The sequence below is a fragment of the Mycobacterium sp. NTMscope_MAC_12 genome (assembly GCF_976985675.1).
The window spans coordinates 5,379,573-5,398,973 of sequence record NZ_CDRJYY010000001.1 but is presented as its reverse complement, the minus strand read 5'-3'; the positions used below and the strand labels follow the sequence as shown (position 1 = coordinate 5,398,973).

Here is a 19,401-nt window from a genome sequence, read left to right as displayed (position 1 = left end):
CGGTCAGTGAATTGTGCGCCCGCAACGGCCTGGGTAGCGTGGGGACATGGCTGAATCTGCACTGCAGCAGCAACTCGACGAGGTGCGCGCGTTGCTCGCCCGCGCGCGAGAGTTGTTCGGCCCCAATCCCGTAGAGCCGCCCACGGGCATCGCTCCCGATCCCAGCGCAGCGAAGCCATGGCTGCGCTAGACCGGCAGCGCAGCTGAGATCCGCGCAGAACGCCTAGCGTCCGCCATCGCGGCGGCGCAGTTTGTGCGCCAGCAACTTCTCAATGGCCGCATCGAGGTCTCGCGGGGTAGGAACCTCGGCGGACGGGGTGTGTCCTGCCGCGACGATCTCGTCGCGAATCTCCAGCAACGCCTTGAGGCACGACACATCGGCGGTGAGCACGATGCCCTGCGCCAGGGTCTCGGCGTCAGTTTCCATCGCCTCTTCGCTCAGCGCGACACTGTGCATATATCCGCCGCGGCAAGAGCGGACGAGGATGTGCCCACTCGGGTGAACGGTGTCGAAAGCGGGATTCGCGTCGGTCATCGACCGCGGTCGACGACGTCGCCGAACTTGCGTGCAGCCTCCTGCTCGTGCTGTTCCCACATCGTCGCCGATACGGTCAATTGGTCGGCCAAATCGGCGTGGTCAGCAGCCTGCTGCTCATAACACTGGCGTCGCAGCTCGAGCAGCTCGCGGCCGGCGTCGCGCAACTCGCTAAAGATCGGCCCGAGCGAATCAAGGCTCTCCTGGATCGCGGCGTGCGACGACGGAACGGTGCGCAAGTACTCCGAGGTGTCCTGATGATGCGCGGCGGCCTGACGTAAGTGCGCGGGCACCACATGTATCGAATCTGCCATCCGCTGTCTCCTGTTGACGACCGCCGTACGTGCCGGCGAGTTCATTTTTCTCAGGTGGTCGACGAGGTTGCCGGCCGGGTAGGTGTCGGTGGTTCAGGCTTAGTCGGCGTGGTCGCGGACGCGGCCGACGCCGGCGGATGCTCCCAGCCTAGAAAGCTCGGTCCGCTCACGGTGGCGATGTGCTGAATTTGGCCATCAAGAAGCGCCTTGTCAGGGCCGAGGGCAAGGGCGTGACGGTCCGTGAACATCCCGATGTCGCCCGGACTCACGTGTGGCGCATCGATGGGGTTGGCGACCGCCGTTCCCGGTGGGGGAATGGTCATTCCCTGTTGTTGGAACGCTTCCGCGATCGGCGTTCCGCCGACGGCGGCCTGGATCGCCGCCGCCAACTGCGGGCTGGCGGCGGTCACGGTTTCGCCGTCGGGCAGGGTCACCGGCGTCGGGCCGGCCGCTGGCTCGTCGGATGACGCGTCCTGCGGGCCGTTGTTCTCGTCGGGGTTGTCCGAGGCGTCGAGCGCGCTCGGGTCTTCCTCTTGGGCATCCGGTAGTTCTTCGTCGGCCAAATCCTGCAGCGCCGGATCGCTTGCGTCGTCGCCCTGCAGCCCCGAAAACGGAAGGCCGCCCGGCCCTTCCCATCCCGCCATGGAAGCGGGCATGGTGCCCAGACCCGGGAGTGGCCCGCCGCCGAAGTTCGGCATCGGGGGCGCCATCGGCGTTTCCGTTGCGGGCGCGAACGGGGCGCCCGCCGCCGCGTCCGGCCCCGGAACGTCTCCGGGCAACAGTTCGTCGTCATCGGCCAGCAGCGAATCCAGCAGCGGATCCCATTCCGGGTCGGTATCGCTCGACGCATCGGTCGTACCGACCGCGGGCGCATCACCAACGGACGCCGTGGGTGGGTGTTCGCCCGGCCGATTGGGTTCGTTCTTGGACGCGTCGTACAGCGACGTCCATGCGGCCATCAGCGCCGATTTCGACGTATCGTCCAGGCTGGCGTTCAGGACCACCGCGCGAATGTCTCGGAGCTTGCCGATGAGGAAGCGTTGGAAATCGCGCGCTCCCGCGGGAGTGTCCAGGTCTGATCTCATCCGTACCGCGGCTTCGGTTTCTTGTTGCAGCTTGGTGAGCGCTTCCCTGCCGTCGACCGCATTCAGGTGCGCGTTGAGGATGGCCGAAACGACCTGCATGTCCAGTTGCGAACTCGCCGAGTTCTGCTGTGCCAGAGCGGCTTCGGCGCTGGCGATGGCGTCTGCGGCCGCACCCGATTCCCGGTCCGGCGCTGTCGCGGTTCCTTCGAATGCTCGCCCCGTGGGCGGGCTGCTCGCCGGTGCGGCGCCGAACACGTCCGCATGCTGTCGGCGGATCTTGCGCAGGATTGCCTCGAGTTGCTCGGTGCCCGTGGTCGGCGTGATCACCGCGGAGACTTCGGTGGGCGCCAATCCCGTCTGCCACGCGTTTGGATCGCCGGTGCGGTCTCGGACGTATTTGACCGCTGCGAGGAGATCGTCGTAGGCCGACATCAGATCCCCAGGCGGCGCTGCAGCGGCCCCCGCTGCGGGAAATGACGCGACCCCTCCATGCCCGGCGACAGTACTCAGGGGCGTTCCTGCCGACAATTCACTGAGCTGCATGGTTGTGGACTAGTTCCGGTTAACTGCTGCCGACGGTGTACTGCGCCCGAAGGTTCTCCAACACAGCCCTTTTCGCCTGAACGAGCTCGCGCGCACTGGCCACTACCGCGGCGATCTCGCGTTGCTTGTCCAGCAGAAACTTGTGAAACTCGCGCGCCCCCATGGGTGTATCCACGGCGAGGTTCGCTTGCTGCACGACGGCGTGGTCAATCTGTTCGGCGATGGCGTCGAGTCGCCGGACACTCTCGCGCGCCGCCGTGTGAGCGGTGTTCAGCACGTCGGTGAGCACGCGGTCGGCTTCGGACGCGGCGCCGTGCTGAGTCGCCAGCGTTGATCGCCGCGCCTCAACGGCCTCTAACGAGGACTCGGGTTGTTCCGGCATCGGCTCACCCTTCTCGTCGTGCCCGGATCGCCGGGCGGACTTGGTGTGTCATATCGGTCGGCGTATCGCAACGTTGTTGCCCAGTCGGCTTATTCGCACCGACGCGCCCGCGTACGGCGCCTCGACAACCAGGTTGTTACCGATGGCGAGCTGGACGTGACCGGAGTGCGGAAAGACCAGATCACCCGGTCGCACCTGCGAACGGGGTACCGGGATGCCGTCGTTGATCTGCTGATATGTGGTGCGGTCCAAGTGAATACCGGCCCGCGCGTAGCTCCACTGAACGAGCCCGGAACAGTCGAACTGGTCGGGGCCGGTCGCGCCCCAGACGTAGGGACGGCCCAGCCGTGACAACGCGGCCCGCACGGCGAGTGCGGCGCGGTCGTTCGGCGGCAATCCGAGGCCCCGCGCGTGCCGCAGCCGATACCGCAACGCCAGCAGGGCCGCATGGTGCCGTCGCGCACGCAACCTCGCCGACACGACGTGGGCCCGTTGCGTACGCAGTCGCGCCACGCGACGGCGTATCGCCTCTCGCTGCGCCAACGGGGTCGACGGGGGCACCGTGGCATCGGCGCGGGCCGCGTCGAGGACATTTTGGGTCAGGTCGCGGGCCTGCGCGCGGTCGCGGTGGGCGCCGTTGAGCAGGTCGGTGACCGCGGCGTCGGTCCCCGCGGCTGACGTGAGGCGCTGCCGGCTGTGGTCCACCGCAAGTTGGTAGCCGCCACGGGCAAATCCGTCGTTCCGCCCGGCGGCCCGCCGCAACAGCCCGCGGTAGTGCCCGGTGTCCGCATCCAGCGCTGCGGGCGTCGTGCCGCCGGCGAAGAGTTGATGAGCGCGGCTCAACGCCTCGACTTCGCTATGGCTCACTGTGCCTCCTCGCCGCTGTCGTGGCTGGCCTGTTCTCGGCTCGTCGTCTCAACCGCCTCGGTGAAGGCGTGCACGCGGGGGAGGGCGCCCGGCGAAATGACACCGCGATTGCGGATGTCCCATATCTCGTCCACGTCGACGCCCACCAGCGCGGCGATGATCGGCTCCGGCAAGGAGGACTGTGCGCAGGCCCGGTCGAAACGGGCGCTCAGGCTGGCGGGCATCCGCTTCAGCAGGGCCGTGCGCGTCGCCTCCAGGGCCTGCAGATGCTCCATCAGCCGTTCGGTCGAATCGGCGCCCGCGCTCACCGCCACCCGCCAGGAGCTGGCGGCGAGCATCTCCGCCTTCACGCACTGAGCGATCACAGACAGAATATACGTCTCATATTCGTTTGATGTTGTCGCAGGAAGCCGATCGATGACGGATTTGAGGGCATCGAGCTGGGCTTCGGCATAGCCTTCCAGCACTTCGGTGTCGCTATGGCGGTCGACCACCACCGGTCCGGAACGCCGTGCGGACATCGCGGCCGCCGGCGGCGCGGCCATCAGCCGGGCCAATTCGGCATCCGGATCGGCGGCCACCAATAGCCGGGAGTAGGTGCCCGGCGGCAGGCCAAGCCCATTTTCAATCTTCTGAACTGTGCTTTTGTGCGGTTTACGGGCGCCGCGTTCGAGAAAGCTGAGCCCCATGATGCTGACCCCGGTCGCGGTGGCGAGGTCGGCTAATGACCAATCCCGCGATTCTCGCAACGCGCGGATAGCCGCGCCGGCCGATTCACGGCTCACCACACGCTCCGGCCATAGGCCGGATAGTACACAGCCACCGTCTCGGATATGCAGATATACGTTTCCGTCGACGTTTCTCTTGCGCGGTCGGCCTCTCGCCGTATACGCTTTTGCCTACGTTTCACGCTCGACAAGGAGACCGACATGGGACACCCGTGCGCAGCCAACCCGGAGCTTTGGTTCGGCTACCCCGACGACGACGGTGGTGACGGCGCGGCGAAGGCGCGCGCATACGAACGGTCGGCCACCGAGGCGCGCCTGCAATGCCTGCGCCGCTGCCCACTGGCACAACAGCGCCGCTGCGCCCAACACGCCATCGCACACCGCGAGGAGTACGGCGTATGGGCGGGCGTAAAGCTGCCGGGCGGCCAGTATCGCAAGCGTGACCAGCTGGCTCACGCCCACGACGTCCTGCGGCGTATTGCGTCGGGCGAAATCAACTCCCGGCAGCTACCCGAGAATGCGGCGCTGCTGGCGCGGCACGAACACGAGGCGGTCCCGGTGGCCGCAGTCGTGTTGCATCTGCCGCTGGCCCAAGTCGGGCCTCGTACGGCTGCCTGACGTCGCGTCGCAATCCCAGCTCGGCAGTTTGCTGAACCAGTCAATGGGGTAGTCGGGGTCGGCAAGACCAGTCTGTCGACCTTAAAGGCGCACCCATGACGTTCGACCTGACCCCGACGGCGGCACAACACGATCTGGCCCGACGCACCCATGAGTTCGCCGAATCCGTAATACGCCCAGTAGCCCTCGAATACGACCAACGCCAGGAGTTCCCCTGGCCGGTGCTCGAAGAGGCGGCCCAACAAGGTTTCTACAGCCCGCTGTTCTACCGCGACCTGATCGGCGACCCGACCGGCATCTCCCTGCCTATGTTCATGGAGGAACTGTTCTGGGGGTGCGCCGGCATCGGCCTGGCCATCGTGATGCCCGCCCTGGCGCTCTCAGCGATCGGCCAGGCCGCGTCCCCGGAGCAGATGCTGGAGTGGGCGCCCGAATGTTTCGGCACCCCAGGCGATCTCAAGCTCGCCGCCCTGGCGATCTCCGAGCCCGAGGGCGGCAGCGATGTGCGCAACCTACGCACGCGTGCCCGCCGCGACGGTGATGACTGGATCATCGACGGCCACAAAATGTGGATCGGCAACGGCGGCATCGCCAACGTGCACGTGGTCAACGCGGTAGTCGACGAGGAACTCGGCCATCGAGGTCAGGCGCTCTTCGTGGTGCCCGGCGGCACGCCCGGCCTGAAACTGCTGCGAAAGCTCGACAAGCTGGGCTGTCGGGCGTCCCATACGGCCGAGCTGCTTTTCGAAGGCGTGCGCGTGCCGCGCGCCAATCTGCTCGGCGGGGAAGAGAAACTCGAACACAAACTCGCCAAGGCGCGAGAAGTTGTGGCGGGTGGAAAACGCTCCGGTTCAGCGACGTTGGGAACCTTCGAGCAGACGCGACCCATGGTCGCCGCCCAAGCCATCGGGATCGCCCGTGCGGCGTTGGAGTACGCGACCGCGTATGCCACCGAGCGTGAGGCGTTCGGCGGGCCCATCATCGACAACCAGGGCATCGCGTTCCCGCTCGCGGAATTGGCCACGCAGATCGATGCGGCCCGGCTGCTCACCTGGCGGGCCTCCTGGATGGCGGCCAACAACGTTCCCTTCGAACGAGGGGAGGGCTCGATGTCGAAGATGGCCGCCAGCGAGGTAGCGGTCAAGGCCACCGAACGCGCAATTCAAACCATGGGCGGCTGGGGCTACATCACCGATCACCCGGTCGAGAAATGGTATCGGGATGCCAAGCTGTACACCATCTTTGAAGGAACCAGCGAGATCCAGCGGATGGTCATCTCCAACGCCCTGGGCGCGGCCGTGGGCACCCCGCCGCTGCATGTGGTCCTCGAGCCGTCCGGGGGACCGCTGAACCGGGTCTTCGGGCGGGGTACGCCGTTGCGGTCCCGCGTCGCCGATACCGCCCTGTCGATGCAGGATCGGGTGCCCGAGCCGGTCATGCGGCTGGCCATGAAGGTGCTGCGGCCCCCGGGCAAGTGAGTCGGCCGGGTACGGTCGCGGATGACGGCGCCGTTGAGGAGTCCGCGACGGAGGGTGAACGATGAGCAACCTTGAAGCCGCGCCGGCCGAAGTCGCCTGCGCCGCTTCGCAACACCCGGGCATCTCGCCCGGGGTGGAGGTGCTGCATCCGCGCGAGGTTCCCTTGGGGGGCCCGAGGGCCATACGGGTGCAACGCACGTTGCCACAACGAGGACGCTCGTTGATCGGTGCGTGGTGTTTCATCGACCACTACGGTCCGGTCGCCGCGAGGATGGATGTCCCGCCGCACCCGCATACGGGACTACAGACGGTCAGTTGGTTGTTCAGTGGGGAAGTGGAGCACCGCGACAGCGCCGGCGTACGTGCGGCCGTTAGGCCCGGCGAGCTGAATCTGATGACCGCGGGCGCCGGCATCTGCCATTCCGAAGTGTCGGTGGAGTCCGAACCCCTATTGCACGGCGCGCAGCTTTGGGTGGCGCTGCCGGCTTCCCATCGCGACACCGAGCGAGGCTTCGCCCACTATGCGCCCCCGCCGGTCTCGCTACCCGGCGCCGAACTGCGCGTGTTCCTCGGCGAGCTGGCCGGGAGTCGTTCGCCCGCAGTGACATTCACTCCGTTACTGGGCGCCCAGCTCGACCTCGACGCCGGTGCGGCACTGGACATCGATGTCGATGCCGCCTTCGAACACGGGGTGCTCTGTGATTCGGGCGTCGTTCAGGTGGGTGGGACGCCCCTGGCAATCGCCGACCTGGCGTATCTGAGCCCGGGCCACCGGCAGCTGCATGTGCGCAACGTGGGGGAGCGGCCCGCGCGGCTGCTGTTGCTCGGCGGCACGCCGTTCGCCGAAGAGTTGGTGATGTGGTGGAACTTCGTCGGACGAAGCCACGAGGACATCGTCAACTACCGCCGACTGTGGGAGGACGGCGACGATCGATTCGGTGCCGTCCACGGATACCGGGGAGCGCTTTCCCGGCTGCCCGCCCCGCCGCTGCCGACCACTCGGCTGCGGCCTCGACCGATACCCCGAAGAAAGGAACGTACCAATGACGACCGATAAGACCGGCGCGGAAACCACTGTCACCCTTGAGGACGGCAAGTACACGATCGCCGTCGAGGGCAAGACGGTGGGACTAGCCGATTTCGCCGACCGCGGCGACCAACGCGTCTTCTACCACACCGAAATCGACCCGGCCTACGGCGGACGCGGCCTGGCGACAATCCTTGTCGAGGAGGCGCTCAACGAGGCGCGCGATGAAGGCAAGCGCATTGTTCCGGTGTGCTCGATGATCGGCACGGTGCTCAAGAAGCATCCTGAATTCGACGACATCACGGACCCGGTCACTCCGGAAATCACGCAGTGGGTGCGGTCTTAGGAATATTCAATGGCCGGGGGGCGTCTGCGGCGCGGCGATTGGGCAGATATACGTTAGAGTTTTCGCGCTTAATTGATCTCGTCCGGTTTCGGCCATCCCCATTTTTTGGACGAATTAGACCGGCGCAGGGTAAGCAGCTCTTCGCAAACGCGTTCGGCAGTCGACTGATCCGCAAATAACTCCTCCACTCGAGTCAGGTTCGTCGACAACCAATTGGCCTGATCTATCGGCGCGTCTGCTCCCGTGTCGTCGCCCCCTTCTAGGTACTGGCGGATTAATGCTAGTCCAAACCAATCGTCGGAGACTGTTTGAAGGAGCGGTACTGCAGCGAAATAGATGAGGCCGCGATCATTGACTAAGTCCCACCTGAGCTGCTCACCGGTAAACGAGATCGATGCATCAATGTCGGCCAGGCCTCGGTTGGATGAATTGGTAATCCGGTACTTTGGATTGAGGTAAAGAACGCCGACATATTGAACAATAAATTCCAGAAGGGTTTTCACCGCTAACCTCCGATCTTAGGCGGGACTAGGGTATAGCCGTCCACTACTTGGTAACCATGCGACCTCAGGTAGCTGAGTTCGGCGGCAGTATAAGTATTATCCAGAATGCTATCGATTGAAGTTGACAACCTAATAGTGTCCCGATTTGCGATTGCAATGTCGAGCACATGCTGATTCGCCGCAAGTCGCTCAATGGGTGTGGCCGAGTTCCATGCGTCGCCGATATCGAAGTAGCTTGCGCCCCTCTCCTGTGCGAGATCGATGTACGAGGGCCCCCCGAGCGGGTGTTTAAATGGTCCCAGAACGGTTTCCCCGCTGCCGGTCAGATGCGCTTCGGACATTGCTCGCAGCTCGGGTGGCATGTAGTTGAGCGGGTTGTCCAAGTGGAATTCAGGATGCGCTGGATCAATGACAACCGGCGCCGGGCTATCAGGTAAGGCCCCCACGTGAGGTCCGGCCGGCGCATGTTCGACGGGCACGTCGCCGTGCGGAGCGGGCGGCGTGTGCTCCACCAGGGGCGGCTCGAGAGGGTGAGTGCCCGGGACCGGCTCCCCGGGTAACGGGGCATGAGAAGCCAGGTTCCGTTCTGCGGCTTGGAGGTGTTCCTCGGCTCCGGCGAGTGCGCGGGGGAACACGTTGTCGGCCGTCAGACCCTCCAACATCTCGCGGCTGAAAAGCATCTTCAGGCCCTGAAAGGCCGCCTCGCCGCCCGCCTTGAGCGCCGGCGCCCCGGCCGCCAGGGTTACGGCCGTAAAGAGGGGTTCGGAAGTCGCTTCCACTCGCCCGGGATCCGGTGTGCGCATGCCGGTCAATTTGCCGCCGTTGAAGGTGTAGTACGTGCCGGTGGCTTGGTCGAAGAACTCGCCCGTGCCGTTCTTGAGCTGGCCGTAAGCCTGCACGGGCTGCCCGTTGACGTTATAGGTGAACGTGAAATGCCCGTCGGGGCCGACATTTATCGATGCAGGGTCAATGCTGTTGTAGTCGGGAATCTTGCCCAGGTCGTCGAGAGCGCGGGCGAGGTCGGCCTTGAGCTTGGGCAGTTTGGCGCTGGCCGCCTCGCCTTCCGGCGAACCCGGGCCATGGGTATACAGGTCGGCCGCGGCTTTACTGAGCGCCTCCTGCGCGGCACGCACCTTGGCCATTTGGTCCACAACGGCCTGGTTGGTGGCTTGGCGAATGTCAGCCAACGCGGCCTGTTGGGCGGGGGACGCTGGGGCCACGCCGTCAGCATCGGCACCATGGAGCGGGGCGCCGTCGTACCCTTCGGCGTGAAGGCTGTTCAGTGATTTCTGAAGGCCGTCGGAGTACCCGTTGCGAATTGACTGCAGCGCGGCGAGCGCGGACTTGGTGTCGCGCAGGGCGTCGTCCTCCAGCGTGTTGATGAGGGCGTGCAGCTCGTCCTTTTCCCCGGCGCTGAGGCTGTGGTCGTTTTGCAAGATGGAGACGGCCTGGCTGACCATGTTCGAGATGTTCGTCAACTGGGCTTCTAAGGTGGCGATGCGCGCGGCTCCGGCCTTCTGCGCATCGGCTAGCGACGCGGCGATGTTTTCCAGGTCCGCGGCGATCTTAGGCAGCTGCAAGGACTGCGCCCCTAGGGATTTCGTGACGCGCTGAACTTCGTCAGAGTCGTTGATGGGATGACCGCCGCCGTCATGGTGGTTCCAGGCGGCCTCGAAGCGGGTGCGGGCTTGCTGGAAAGCGTTCTCGGCCTCCGCCGTGCATCGGCCCGCGCGGTGAAAGGCGCCGGCCAGATTGGAAATCTGCAACGGGCTGCCCGCCTGCAGGCTGGCGTTGATCGCCCACGGGTCGCCGCCGGCCTCGGCGATCAGCGCCTGCTCATCTATGTACGGAAGTCCCACAGCACCGCTCGCGGCCGCGCAGCAATAAGCGATCGTCCTTGCGATCGCATTGCGCCCATTTCCAACCCTTCCTGAGCTAGCTCATAAGGCTACTGGCGCATACGCGCTCGTCAATTCATGGCCGAATCAAATAGGTTCCGCAATACCACGGTGCGACGACGGTGCGAGTTCCTGCGCTGCGAAGTCCTCGGCGAACCGAACACGACGTGCCAAATCGGAGGATGGCGCGCTACGCCCTGAATCGGGTGGCGCCGTAACAGCGTTCGCTCTCAGGCCTGTAGTTGGCTACGGACCTCCAGACGCCTGAGCTTGCCCGACGACGTACGGGGTAATGATCCGGGCGGCATCAGTACGACATCGGCCGGAGTCACCCCGCACACCGAGATGACCCGCTTGATCACAGCGCTACGGGCCACATCGTGATCCGAACCCATGAATTCCGCGGCGATGAGTAACCGCGACTGGGCGGCACCGGATTTGGAGCCGACCGCGACCACGCCGCCGTGGCGCACCCCATCCACTTGCGCGGCCACCTGCTCGACTTCGGTGGGAAAGATGTTGCGCCCCGCGATCGTGATGATCTCTTTGGACCGGCCGCAAATGACCAGTTGGCCGTCGACGAGATAGCCAATGTCTCCCGTGCGGAACCACTCCGCACCGCGATCAGTCTCGGTGGCCGCGTCACCGAAGTACTTCGTCATCATCGATGATCCGCGGATCTCGACTTCCCCCAGGCGGTCATCCGAGCCGTGGTCCGTCGGGCTTACGCGGAGCTCCATACCGGGGATGGGGTGGCCCAGCAGTGCATACCGTTGCCGCGTACCGGATTCCGTCCGCTCATCGATGCGCAACCCCTCCCCGCAGGCGGGCATCGTCACGGCACAGGTTGACTCGGCCATCCCGTACGCCGGGGTAGCGGCGGACGGCGGCAATCCGAACGGAGCCATCGCCTCGGCGAATCGTTGAAACCCCTCGCAGTCAACGGGTTCGCCTCCATTGATGGCAATCCGCAGCGCTCCCAAGTCGACGTCCGAAACTCGGCCCGAGTAGCGGCCGAGCATGGAATACCCGAAATTGGGTCCCGCGGTGAATGTTGCCGCGCTGGCCGAAAGCCAATCCGCCCAGCGAAGGGGCGCGGCGGAGAACGCCCCTGTCGGCGCCTGCCAAAGCGGCGTCCCGCTCAGCACAGCGGTCAACAGGAATGCCAGACCCATATCGTGGTAAAGCGGCAACCACGAACACGCCCGGTCGGCGGCGCCGTCGAGTTGTAGCCGCCGAATGAGTCCGCGCATGTTGTTCAGCACGGCGTCCGGCGACAAGACCGCGGTTCGGGGGTCGCCGGTGGATCCGGCAGTACCCTGCAGGATCGCGGCGTTCGAATCGGATTGACTCTGAGGATCATTCGACGCGGGGGTGCGAGCGGCCTCGGCAAGGCTGCTGACCGACAGGGTCGTCTCCGCATCGCGCAGGGTCCGCAGCGTCGCACCGTGACTGAATACCGTGCTGACTCCGATCCCGTGGAAGCGGCTCAGGGTGCTGCGAGCCCACTCAGCCGGGTCGGCGCCGCGCCTGGGGCGGGGCAGAATCGAGACGGCGGCACCCGCCAGCCACGCGCCCTGTATGGCGGCGATCAGCTCAACGGTCGGTTCACCGACGAGTCCCACGGCGCCAAGGTGATCCTGCTGCAGTAAATGCGTGGCGATGCTTTCGGCCATTCCGTGGACCTCGGGCCAGGGGCGGGCAGTCCATCTATCGGCGTCTTTGTCTAGGACCACCAAGTCATGCGGCGACCGCGTCATCGCGTCGCGCATCGCGGCCGCGAGAACGTTCATGCGTCGGCCCCGGCCGCGATCGCGGCCTGCAGGTCGCCGACGGTCGTGCAGGTCAACAGGTCTTCCTCGCTCAATTGCGCGCCGAACCGTTCTTCGATGGCCACCAGGCCGGCGGCAAAGGCGACGGAGTCCATTCCCAGGTCATCTATCAGACGCGTTGTGGCAGTGACGGTTTCGAACTTGAGGTCCAGGTCATCTCGAAGGATGCTGACCAACTGATCGTCGACGGTGCCGGGCACAGGTTGATTGGAGGAGGCCATGTGCCGGGACCATACCGGGTTGAATTAGGTAAGGCTACCCTCATTGGTATTGTGTGGGTTGTCTCACCGTCAAGGCCGACGCAATGGGCTACCCGCTGCCGCCGGCTAACTGCGGCTTGCCGGTGCGCCGATTGCCGCACGGGCACAACAACTTTGAGGGCCGTCGGATCCGCGGCGGATGGCCGGCCGGCTTCGCGTTTTCTCCGCTGAGATGATGGTGCTGTGACAGACCCCTGCGCAGGGTGCGGTTTTACGTATGACCTGCGCCGAGCCGCATCCGCCGGTCAGGACATCCGAGCCTCGGCGGCGGACGTTGCTATACTTCTGTCTAACAACGAGATTGGGGTGCGGTCCCGCGCGCGTCCCGACGTATGGTCACCGCTGGAGTACGCATGCCATCTGCGCGATGTGCTGCTGGTGCAGCGCGAACGGGTACTCGCCGCCCGGCGGACGAGCGGCCACGATTGTGCGTCCATGGGCCGCGAGGAGCGGGCTGAGCACGACGGATACAGCGAACAGGACCCGGCTGAGGTCGCTCGTCAACTCGCCGACGCGGCAGCACTATTCAGCAATGTCCTGGCTCGGCTGTCCGCCGATGACTGGGACCGAACCGTTCTCTACCACTATCCGGAAACCCGCGAACGGTCGCTGCGCTGGGTCGCGGTACACACCGTGCACGAGCTACAGCATCACCTTCTCGACATTCGCCGCCAGCTGTGACCGGAGCGGGCGCGGCGCACGAAAGTCGCTGGTACACCGGATTTCTCTGCGCTACAGTGCCGGCATGAACGTCAACGCGGCCGCGTTCTCCACCCGATGGGCACAACGCTGGAACGCCCACGACGTCGACGCCGTCCTCGACGACTTCCATGACGACGTGGTGTTCACCTCGCCCGTGGCCGCCAAGCTCCTGCCGGAAACACAGGGAGTGGTCCGCGGCAAGGCGGCGCTACGTCGGTACTGGATAGCCGCCCTCGAACGCATTCCGGATCTCCATTTCACCGTCGAAGGCGTCTACCAAGGCGTCAACACGATCGTCATCACCTACCGCAACCAGAACGGCGATCTCGTCAACGAGGTCTTGGTCTTCGAAGACGACGTGATCGTCGAGGGCCACGGGACATATCGCAGCGCCGGCTCATAGCGCTTAATCGGTCTCCCAAAACACGAAAGTCACGACCCCTTGCGAGGTCGTGACTTTTCGTAGCACCGCTCAATGTGTGTGGTTCTTGATTGCTGGTCAAGCGCCGTTTTCTGCATTAGGTTCCACCGATTTTCTGCGGAGTTCCCACAGACTTTTGGGGAGGTGGGGTGGGTGCAAAGTCGGCGCGGTTCGGTGGCTGTGTGATCACGAGCGGACCGGTGAGTCCACGCCGGCGGTTCGCGCTTAGTGCGCTCGGCTGAGTGGATTATTCGGCCGCCAGGCCTGCTTGGAACGCTGAAGCGCGGAACTCCACAGGGTTTATTGCCTGAGAACGCAGAAGCGGGCCGGACCCAAAGGTCCCGCCCGTACCTGTCGAAATCGTTGTTAGCTGCGCCGAGGCATCGGTGTCGGCGGGTATCCCAGATCGGCCGCGAGTTGTCGCAGTCTGATGTCGATTGATTCGTCGCGAAGTGTCTTGGGGTCGTGGTTTTGTTGCGCGCGAATGTTGACCGCGACCGCGGCGAGGGCGATGGCAATCTTGATCATCGGTGTGCGACGCGGCCCGGTGGTCAACGCATCCAGGCCCGCGACGTGTTTGGATTTCAACTGGCTGAAACGTTGCTCAGTAAGCGCCCTGGCGGCCTCAAAGTACAGTGTGTGTTCCCAGGAGCCCGGTACTAGCTCCCATTGGGCCATTCTGAGTTGGCCGTCGGTGAGGTAGATGGTGACGCTGGAGTTACAGCAGCAGGCCATGGCTTCAGCGGCCCAATCCGGTTCGGCCAACGGCAGGCCGGGCACGTCGGTTTGCATTGACTCGGGTTTGAGCGGACACATGATCAAGCCCAGCGCCGCGGGACATACCAGCCGAACTTTTGCGCGTCGAGGCGCGACAACACCCAGACGGGGGCGGCCGAATCGAACCTCGGTCATGACCGGTCGGGTGTGATACCCCATCAAGAAGGGGTAGATGGCTTGCAGCCTGCGGTCGTGGAAACGAAATCCGTCCTTTGCGAGCAGCTCCTCGGTGCTAGGCGTGCGGTGTCCGCTGATGCGTTTGACGACCGCAGGGCAGAAGAAGGCCCCGGAATGCTGTAGTGGCCCCGGGAGAGGTCCGTCCGGAGCGTCTGGCGGGTTGCTGCTGGCATGTTCAACGGTCCAGTGTTTGGGGTAGCGCACGACCGGGCTGTAGCCGGTATCCAACAGTAGTTCTGCGAACCCGTTTTTGGGGTTGTAACCCATGTCAGCAGTCAGCAGGGGTCGGCGGGTACGTCCACCTCGGCGGCCGTCGATCCCGGTGCGGCGGGCATGCTTGAGCGCTGTTGCCAGGCCGTCGATACTGCCGCTGGTTGGTGTGTGCACGTCAATTCCGATGAACACTGCCGGCTCGGCGTGCAGGGCGTCACGACGGGCGATGCGCGACACAAACGTGGCGCCTACTCCATAGCCGCTCGATTTCACGTCGCCTTTGGAACCGAATTCGTTGATTTGGCCGCGTTTATCGCGGGCCCAGAACCGTGCGACCGAGGAGGCGCCCCGATAGCGTTCAGGGCGGCTGCCCAGCGTCCCATCCGGTTTTGCGGTGTTGATGATTGTTTCGTCGACAACGACGTCGCCCTCGCAGTTGGCCGGCGCGGCGGCGCGCACCGATCCGTACAACAGGTCATTGATCAGCGTTGTCAGGCGTTGAGCGGCGACATCGCTGCGGAGCCGATCTTCGTCACTGCGCGCGCGCAGGCGGGCGTGGAACTCCGCGTTAGTCATTCGCTGTGACGGCAGATCGAAGTCGGGGTCTAGTGGCTGCATGCGCAGACTCCAGAAGCGGTGAAAACGGCGATATTCGCTCTCAGCTTCGCTGCGGATGGCCGTGCAATCCTGTCCGGCCATCCCGACGGCCGCCAATTGATCGTGAGTGAACTCGCCGAGGGTGTCCATCGCCCCGCGCAGACTGTAGGGACGCCCCATGAGGAATCGCACCAAGAAGGCAACGAGCACCGCACTCACGGTGTACTCGATACCGCTGGGCTTTCGGCCGCCGCCCCGGGATGCCTCCCGACAATGTTGCTCGATGCATTCTGCGACAGCAGATTTCATGATCACCTCCAACGCGGTGAAGAACACCTCATCGGCGATCGTGCATAGGTGTTGACGGGGCCTGATCATCGCTGAGCGCCCGCAAGGATCGTGATGGCGTGCCGCAGCTTGTATTGACGCACCAGGGATCGTTCGTCCGTGAGGATCCGCAACTCGCAAAGATCTGCAAGTTGCTGAAGCAGCACCGCCGGTATCCGCTCCGCTAGATCGATGATCCACCGATTTCGTAGCGCCACGGGGTTCAAAGTCGGATGCCCCTGCTCGCGCAGTTGCTCGCTGACACGGTTGACCAGATTGCGTTCGGCGGTGCGGGCATGCGGCGCCAACACCAGCCTGTGTCCGATGCTGACTGACAGCCCTAGCAACCGGGCACTCATCGCGGGATCGATCACCGGTACTTGCCGGATGCCCCCGCCGAGGTTGGGGAGAGCGACCACGCTGACTGCTCGTCCGTCGATGGGCACACTGGTGATCGCCGTGCCACGCAGTGTCTTGAAGTCCGCCGGACGTGCCCCCGCTCCGTACGTGAGATCGAGCAGGGTCTGGGCGCGCTGGCTCAATTTCGTTGGTAATCGGGGGATGATCGCTTGCAGGCGCAGGATCTCTGTGCGACTGGCAACCGGATGCCGTTGACGCGGCGGCACCGTTTTCGTCTTCGTCGGGGGAAACTGCTGTGAGTGCAACCGCCGGCCCGTCCCGTACAGAAAGTAGCGGCGCTGATCAAGGGTGCGTTGGCTTTCGGTTGCGGTAGCGGCCAGGTACTCATCGACGTTGGCGCGGGTGAAAGCCCGTAGTGGGTCCACGACGCCGCCGAATGCCGACCACACCAGGAAGCGGGCCACGTGACCGACAGCCTTTCGGTCTTGTTCAGCCACTGTGTAAGGCACCAGGCAGCGCAGTTGCGCGGCGGCCTCGATCGCCGCTGCGGCCACCGCGGGGTCTTCGGCGTGCACACGAAGTTGTAGCAGCCGCGCCAGTCGATCGCTTTGCGACGGATGTGGTGGCGGTAACGGCTTAATCGCGGCCCGGGCGGCGCCAACGACCGTCTTATCGGGCTTGTCTGAGCCAATCTGCTCGGGCGGCGTCTGAGGGCTGTCCACCGCGGCTGTGGCGATGGCCATCTTTTTGAACCGCGCCATCAGCGATCACCTCCGGCCACCTGGACCGAGGCCACCTGGTGTGCATGGCGTGCCGTGCTGCCATGCGCCCGGGTGTTATGCACCGCCGCAGGGTTGTCCGTGTAATCGGTTCGGGGCACAAGGCGAGTCGCCGGCACCAGGTTTTGACTAAACTTGCCGTTTTGTGGCGTGGATGTTTGACATGGCTGCGTGGACACGGTGAAATACACCTATCCCTCCTAGAGGGGTTGAAGAGCCGACAGACTCTTTTTGAACGTCGAAGCCGGGTGCCAGCCCGGCTTTCGGCATTTCTATGGTCGGCGTTGGCCGACGTTCACAGGTTTGCTTCGGCGCGATGGCCTAATCAGCGGTTACGTAATTGCCTCCTTTAATGGCTCAGGAATAGGTTGGGAATAAACGATTTACGCCGTCCTTCATTCCAGATCATTGATCGGGTCGGCGGATAGGGGTGCTGTCCACCGCCTGGTTTGTCTCGGAGAGGGCATGGGTCAGGAGGCGCTCGCCTGTTTGAGACAAGGTCAGATCGGCGCACCGTGCATAGCGGTAGACGTCCTCGGCTAGTTCCGGTGACAGGCTGAACTCAACGCGCACGCGGTTGCGGCGTCCCATGATTGGCCTAGACATGCTGCCACCCCTCGCTGCGGGATCTCGGGTGTGCCCGGACATACCCGGGTATTTAACCTGCCGCAGTCACACTTTTGTTATGGCGCATGCGCCGACGTGCCTACGAGGTCCTTGGCGCTGCAAACTTTTTGGCGTAATGTCCGGCGGTTAACCGCCGCGGTAAACCGCGCACGGACCCTAGCCGTGCGCGAGCAACCGGCGATGAAATTTGTTGCTGTTGAGCATCTTTGGCGCTAAAGCCAGTTTGCGCCGCCATGTCGACATCGTGCACTGGGTGCTGTCGCATGACGTCAGAATCTCGACTAAAGGAGGGCGCCTAGACCGCTAATCCTCGACGCAAAATCCGCTTTACGGTTTACGGCGTGTCGCGGCGGCTAGTAAGAACTTGACCGCGCAGGACCTCTGCCATGGTTTCCAAATCGACCATGTCGTTATACGCCGCCGCGCTGGTCGCTTCTACGGGTCCGTACCGCCGACCGGTGACTGGCTAAGCCGAGGACTGCGCTGTCGATTACAGGTAGGTGCCTTGAGGTACTTCGGGTTTGAAGCGGCCGGACCGGATGGTGGCCAGGAGCGCCGTCTCGGTGACCGTCCCGGTGGCTAGGACGGTACGCCGAACGATTTCGCGGATGTCGGCGCCGTTGGTTTCGGCATTGAGGTGGGCGGCGACTTGGCTGGCATCGACGGATTGGGCTCCGGGGATGCCGCGCAGGTAGGTGGTCAGGATCTGTGCGGCCGCCTCGCGTGTGGGATAGCCGATCTCGATGATCGAGTCGAATCGTGCGGTCCGGATCGCCGCCGCGTCCAACGCCGCGACGTCGTTTGTGGAAGCCAGCGTCAAGATCGGCGCTGAGGGGTCTGTGTCCATGACAGCCAAGAACTCCGACAGTGGACGAGCCTCGCCGTGGTGGCGGCGATTGCCGACGATGAGGTCGATGTCCTCGAGCACGATCACGGCCGGCCCTAGTGCACGGGCCTCTTTGTACACGGCGGACAGCACTGATTTGCCTGCGCGGGCATCGACATTGATCACGGTGAACGGCCCGACGAGTTCAGCGGCGATGGTTTGCGAGATCGCGGTCTTGCCGACGCCGGGCGGTCCGGCTAGCAAGATTCCCCGACGTACTCCGAGCCCCAACTGGGTCATCAACTCCCGGTGGGTGGTCAACGCGGCAATATTAAGGTCGATCTCTTCCCATACCGACTCGGGCACAATCACATTCGTGCGGCTAAGGGGCGGGATCTCCGTGACCTCAAGAACCAGGCCGTTGTTCTCGGATGCAGTCAACGCTCGACCACGGTAGAGGTTTTTGGCGCCATCAGCGTCGGTCATGATCGCCTCGATCACGGAAACGGCATGACCGCGATCGGCAGGGGTGGTGTAGACCTGCAGCCGTGGCGTATCGGAGTACAGCGTCGATGAACTAAGTCGGACCACGACGGGCGCGGGGGCGAGCTGGCCAGCTGTGAAGAACGCCGACAGCCGTGCGGGCGGCGCTAGGTGTTTGTCGCCAATCTCGATGTGCGCCCAGGTCGGTGGCTCGTCGTCGTCGCTGGGCCCGATCGGGGGATCGAAGCGGTCGATCAAGGCTGCCAGGGCCAATCCGGCCGCGACGTGTCCGATCGAGGACAACCGCCGTGACTCGCAAACCAGATCCGAGCCCGAACGGCCCAAGACAGCATGCAAAAACCCCGCGAGGGTCACTTGCGTGGTGACCGACCCGGTCAAGATTTGGCCGACTAACTGCACCGCGCGCCGAACCGACGAATCCTCACCGGCCAACACCGCAGCCAGGGCTGATGGTTCAACATCGGACATGGTCGGCAGTATGCCCGCACCTACCGACAGGCCCGATGGAACCGGCCACCGCGTGACACCCTTGGCCCGCGTGGACATAGCGGGGCGCAATAGGGTCGCCGACCTTTTTCCAGCAACAGCAGGTAACAGCTACCTGCCGGGCGAGGCTTGCTGCATCACCGGCGGCAGCACGAGGGCCGACGCGCGCTTCGGGCGCAGGGCAGTCGT

Annotated in this window: 20 protein-coding genes; 7 read left to right on the top strand and 13 right to left on the bottom strand. The window is 64.4% G+C overall.

What is annotated here, in order from left to right:
- The first annotated feature begins 46 nt into the window (after positions 1-46).
- Positions 47-190: a hypothetical protein gene (locus AC0KS4_RS25050; protein WP_014378759.1), complete on the top strand. Its 144-nt coding sequence runs from the start codon at positions 47-49 to the stop codon at positions 188-190.
- A gap of 33 nt (positions 191-223) precedes the next feature.
- Here AC0KS4_RS25050 and AC0KS4_RS25045 read toward each other — a convergent pair whose 3' ends face one another.
- The 6 genes from AC0KS4_RS25045 to AC0KS4_RS25020 all read right to left on the bottom strand — a co-directional run bounded on the left by AC0KS4_RS25045 (position 224) and on the right by AC0KS4_RS25020 (position 4,511).
- The gene (locus AC0KS4_RS25045; RefSeq protein WP_020821275.1) at positions 224-535 is read right to left on the bottom strand and encodes a DUF2694 family protein; all 312 of its coding nucleotides are present in this window, start codon (positions 533-535) and stop codon (positions 224-226) included.
- Complete coding sequence (locus tag AC0KS4_RS25040) at positions 532-849, bottom strand: ESX-1 secretion-associated protein (RefSeq protein WP_008262603.1); 318 nt, start codon at positions 847-849, stop codon at positions 532-534. Before AC0KS4_RS25040 ends, AC0KS4_RS25045 begins: the two co-directional genes overlap by 4 nt.
- 50 nt (positions 850-899) lie before the next feature.
- A complete protein-coding gene (locus tag AC0KS4_RS25035; protein WP_238955336.1) occupies positions 900-2,366 on the bottom strand; it encodes a DUF4226 domain-containing protein in 1,467 nt (488 codons plus the stop codon).
- A gap of 130 nt (positions 2,367-2,496) precedes the next feature.
- Positions 2,497-2,859, bottom strand: a complete 363-nt coding sequence (locus AC0KS4_RS25030) for a DUF4226 domain-containing protein (RefSeq protein ID WP_238955333.1) — start codon at positions 2,857-2,859, stop codon at positions 2,497-2,499.
- Between the two features lie 48 nt (positions 2,860-2,907).
- Positions 2,908-3,726: a C40 family peptidase gene (locus AC0KS4_RS25025; RefSeq protein ID WP_238955331.1), complete on the bottom strand. Its 819-nt coding sequence runs from the start codon at positions 3,724-3,726 to the stop codon at positions 2,908-2,910.
- Positions 3,723-4,511, bottom strand: coding sequence for a helix-turn-helix domain-containing protein (locus AC0KS4_RS25020; RefSeq protein WP_225329731.1), 789 nt, complete (start codon positions 4,509-4,511; stop codon positions 3,723-3,725). The genes AC0KS4_RS25025 and AC0KS4_RS25020 overlap by 4 nt, the downstream gene beginning before the upstream one ends.
- A 144-nt stretch (positions 4,512-4,655) precedes the next feature.
- On the opposite strand from AC0KS4_RS25020, the gene AC0KS4_RS25015 reads away from it, so the two are divergent.
- From AC0KS4_RS25015 to AC0KS4_RS25000, 4 genes are all read left to right on the top strand, one after another.
- A complete protein-coding gene (locus AC0KS4_RS25015; RefSeq protein ID WP_008262579.1) occupies positions 4,656-5,072 on the top strand; it encodes a WhiB family transcriptional regulator in 417 nt (138 codons plus the stop codon).
- Between the two features lie 95 nt (positions 5,073-5,167).
- Positions 5,168-6,550: an acyl-CoA dehydrogenase family protein gene (locus AC0KS4_RS25010; protein ID WP_225329732.1), complete on the top strand. Its 1,383-nt coding sequence runs from the start codon at positions 5,168-5,170 to the stop codon at positions 6,548-6,550.
- 61 nt (positions 6,551-6,611) lie between these two features.
- The gene (locus AC0KS4_RS25005; protein ID WP_225329733.1) at positions 6,612-7,607 is read left to right on the top strand and encodes a pirin family protein; all 996 of its coding nucleotides are present in this window, start codon (positions 6,612-6,614) and stop codon (positions 7,605-7,607) included.
- On the top strand, positions 7,594-7,923 hold the full coding sequence (locus AC0KS4_RS25000) for a GNAT family N-acetyltransferase (protein WP_225329734.1): 330 nt from the start codon (positions 7,594-7,596) through the stop codon (positions 7,921-7,923). Before AC0KS4_RS25005 ends, AC0KS4_RS25000 begins: the two co-directional genes overlap by 14 nt.
- A gap of 68 nt (positions 7,924-7,991) precedes the next feature.
- Here AC0KS4_RS25000 and AC0KS4_RS24995 read toward each other — a convergent pair whose 3' ends face one another.
- From AC0KS4_RS24995 to AC0KS4_RS24980, 4 genes are all read right to left on the bottom strand, one after another.
- Positions 7,992-8,426: a hypothetical protein gene (locus AC0KS4_RS24995; RefSeq protein WP_225329735.1), complete on the bottom strand. Its 435-nt coding sequence runs from the start codon at positions 8,424-8,426 to the stop codon at positions 7,992-7,994.
- 2 nt (positions 8,427-8,428) lie between these two features.
- Positions 8,429-10,285 carry a putative alpha/beta hydrolase gene (locus AC0KS4_RS24990; protein WP_238955330.1) on the bottom strand — a complete coding sequence of 619 codons (1,857 nt, stop codon included), beginning with the start codon at positions 10,283-10,285 and terminating at the stop codon, positions 8,429-8,431.
- A 269-nt stretch (positions 10,286-10,554) separates the two neighbouring features.
- Positions 10,555-12,117, bottom strand: a complete 1,563-nt coding sequence (mbtM, locus tag AC0KS4_RS24985) for a long-chain-fatty acid--ACP ligase MbtM (protein WP_238955328.1) — start codon at positions 12,115-12,117, stop codon at positions 10,555-10,557.
- Positions 12,114-12,377 carry an acyl carrier protein gene (locus AC0KS4_RS24980; protein ID WP_238955326.1) on the bottom strand — a complete coding sequence of 88 codons (264 nt, stop codon included), beginning with the start codon at positions 12,375-12,377 and terminating at the stop codon, positions 12,114-12,116. The genes mbtM and AC0KS4_RS24980 overlap by 4 nt, the downstream gene beginning before the upstream one ends.
- 261 nt (positions 12,378-12,638) lie before the next feature.
- Here AC0KS4_RS24980 and AC0KS4_RS24975 point away from each other — a divergent pair, with 261 nt between their 5' ends.
- Together AC0KS4_RS24975 and AC0KS4_RS24970 are read left to right on the top strand one after the other, a co-directional pair.
- On the top strand, positions 12,639-13,097 hold the full coding sequence (locus tag AC0KS4_RS24975; RefSeq protein ID WP_238957245.1) for a DinB family protein: 459 nt from the start codon (positions 12,639-12,641) through the stop codon (positions 13,095-13,097).
- Between the two features lie 64 nt (positions 13,098-13,161).
- A complete protein-coding gene (locus AC0KS4_RS24970; RefSeq protein ID WP_238955324.1) occupies positions 13,162-13,521 on the top strand; it encodes a nuclear transport factor 2 family protein in 360 nt (119 codons plus the stop codon).
- A gap of 384 nt (positions 13,522-13,905) precedes the next feature.
- Here AC0KS4_RS24970 and AC0KS4_RS24965 read toward each other — a convergent pair whose 3' ends face one another.
- From AC0KS4_RS24965 to AC0KS4_RS24955, 3 genes are all read right to left on the bottom strand, one after another.
- Positions 13,906-15,639: a hypothetical protein gene (locus AC0KS4_RS24965; RefSeq protein WP_472408536.1), complete on the bottom strand. Its 1,734-nt coding sequence runs from the start codon at positions 15,637-15,639 to the stop codon at positions 13,906-13,908.
- Positions 15,640-15,677: 38 nt separating this feature from the next.
- Positions 15,678-16,544 (bottom strand): hypothetical protein, encoded by an 867-nt coding sequence (locus tag AC0KS4_RS24960; RefSeq protein ID WP_472408535.1) that lies wholly within the window; start codon positions 16,542-16,544, stop codon positions 15,678-15,680.
- 1,342 nt (positions 16,545-17,886) lie between these two features.
- Positions 17,887-19,194, bottom strand: coding sequence for an ATP-binding protein (locus tag AC0KS4_RS24955; RefSeq protein WP_238955319.1), 1,308 nt, complete (start codon positions 19,192-19,194; stop codon positions 17,887-17,889).
- Positions 19,195-19,401: the final 207 nt, after the last annotated feature.

Bases quoted from the DNA above. Each gene is read 5' to 3' on its own strand.
- AC0KS4_RS25050 (WP_014378759.1), top strand. From the start codon at position 47: ATGGCTGAATCTGCACTGCAGCAGCAACTCGACGAGGTGCGCGCGTTG.
- AC0KS4_RS25035 (WP_238955336.1), bottom strand. From the start codon at position 2,366: ATGTCGGCCTACGACGATCTCCTCGCAGCGGTCAAATACGTCCGAGAC.
- AC0KS4_RS24970 (WP_238955324.1), top strand. From the start codon at position 13,162: ATGAACGTCAACGCGGCCGCGTTCTCCACCCGATGGGCACAACGCTGG.
- AC0KS4_RS25040 (WP_008262603.1), bottom strand. From the start codon at position 849: ATGGCAGATTCGATACATGTGGTGCCCGCGCACTTACGTCAGGCCGCC.
- AC0KS4_RS25010 (WP_225329732.1), top strand. From the start codon at position 5,168: ATGACGTTCGACCTGACCCCGACGGCGGCACAACACGATCTGGCCCGA.
- AC0KS4_RS25000 (WP_225329734.1), top strand. From the start codon at position 7,594: ATGACGACCGATAAGACCGGCGCGGAAACCACTGTCACCCTTGAGGAC.
- AC0KS4_RS25045 (WP_020821275.1), bottom strand. From the start codon at position 535: ATGACCGACGCGAATCCCGCTTTCGACACCGTTCACCCGAGTGGGCAC.
- AC0KS4_RS24980 (WP_238955326.1), bottom strand. From the start codon at position 12,377: ATGGCCTCCTCCAATCAACCTGTGCCCGGCACCGTCGACGATCAGTTG.
- AC0KS4_RS25030 (WP_238955333.1), bottom strand. From the start codon at position 2,859: ATGCCGGAACAACCCGAGTCCTCGTTAGAGGCCGTTGAGGCGCGGCGA.
- AC0KS4_RS25015 (WP_008262579.1), top strand. From the start codon at position 4,656: ATGGGACACCCGTGCGCAGCCAACCCGGAGCTTTGGTTCGGCTACCCC.
- AC0KS4_RS25005 (WP_225329733.1), top strand. From the start codon at position 6,612: ATGAGCAACCTTGAAGCCGCGCCGGCCGAAGTCGCCTGCGCCGCTTCG.
- mbtM (WP_238955328.1), bottom strand. From the start codon at position 12,117: ATGAACGTTCTCGCGGCCGCGATGCGCGACGCGATGACGCGGTCGCCG.
- AC0KS4_RS24955 (WP_238955319.1), bottom strand. From the start codon at position 19,194: ATGTCCGATGTTGAACCATCAGCCCTGGCTGCGGTGTTGGCCGGTGAG.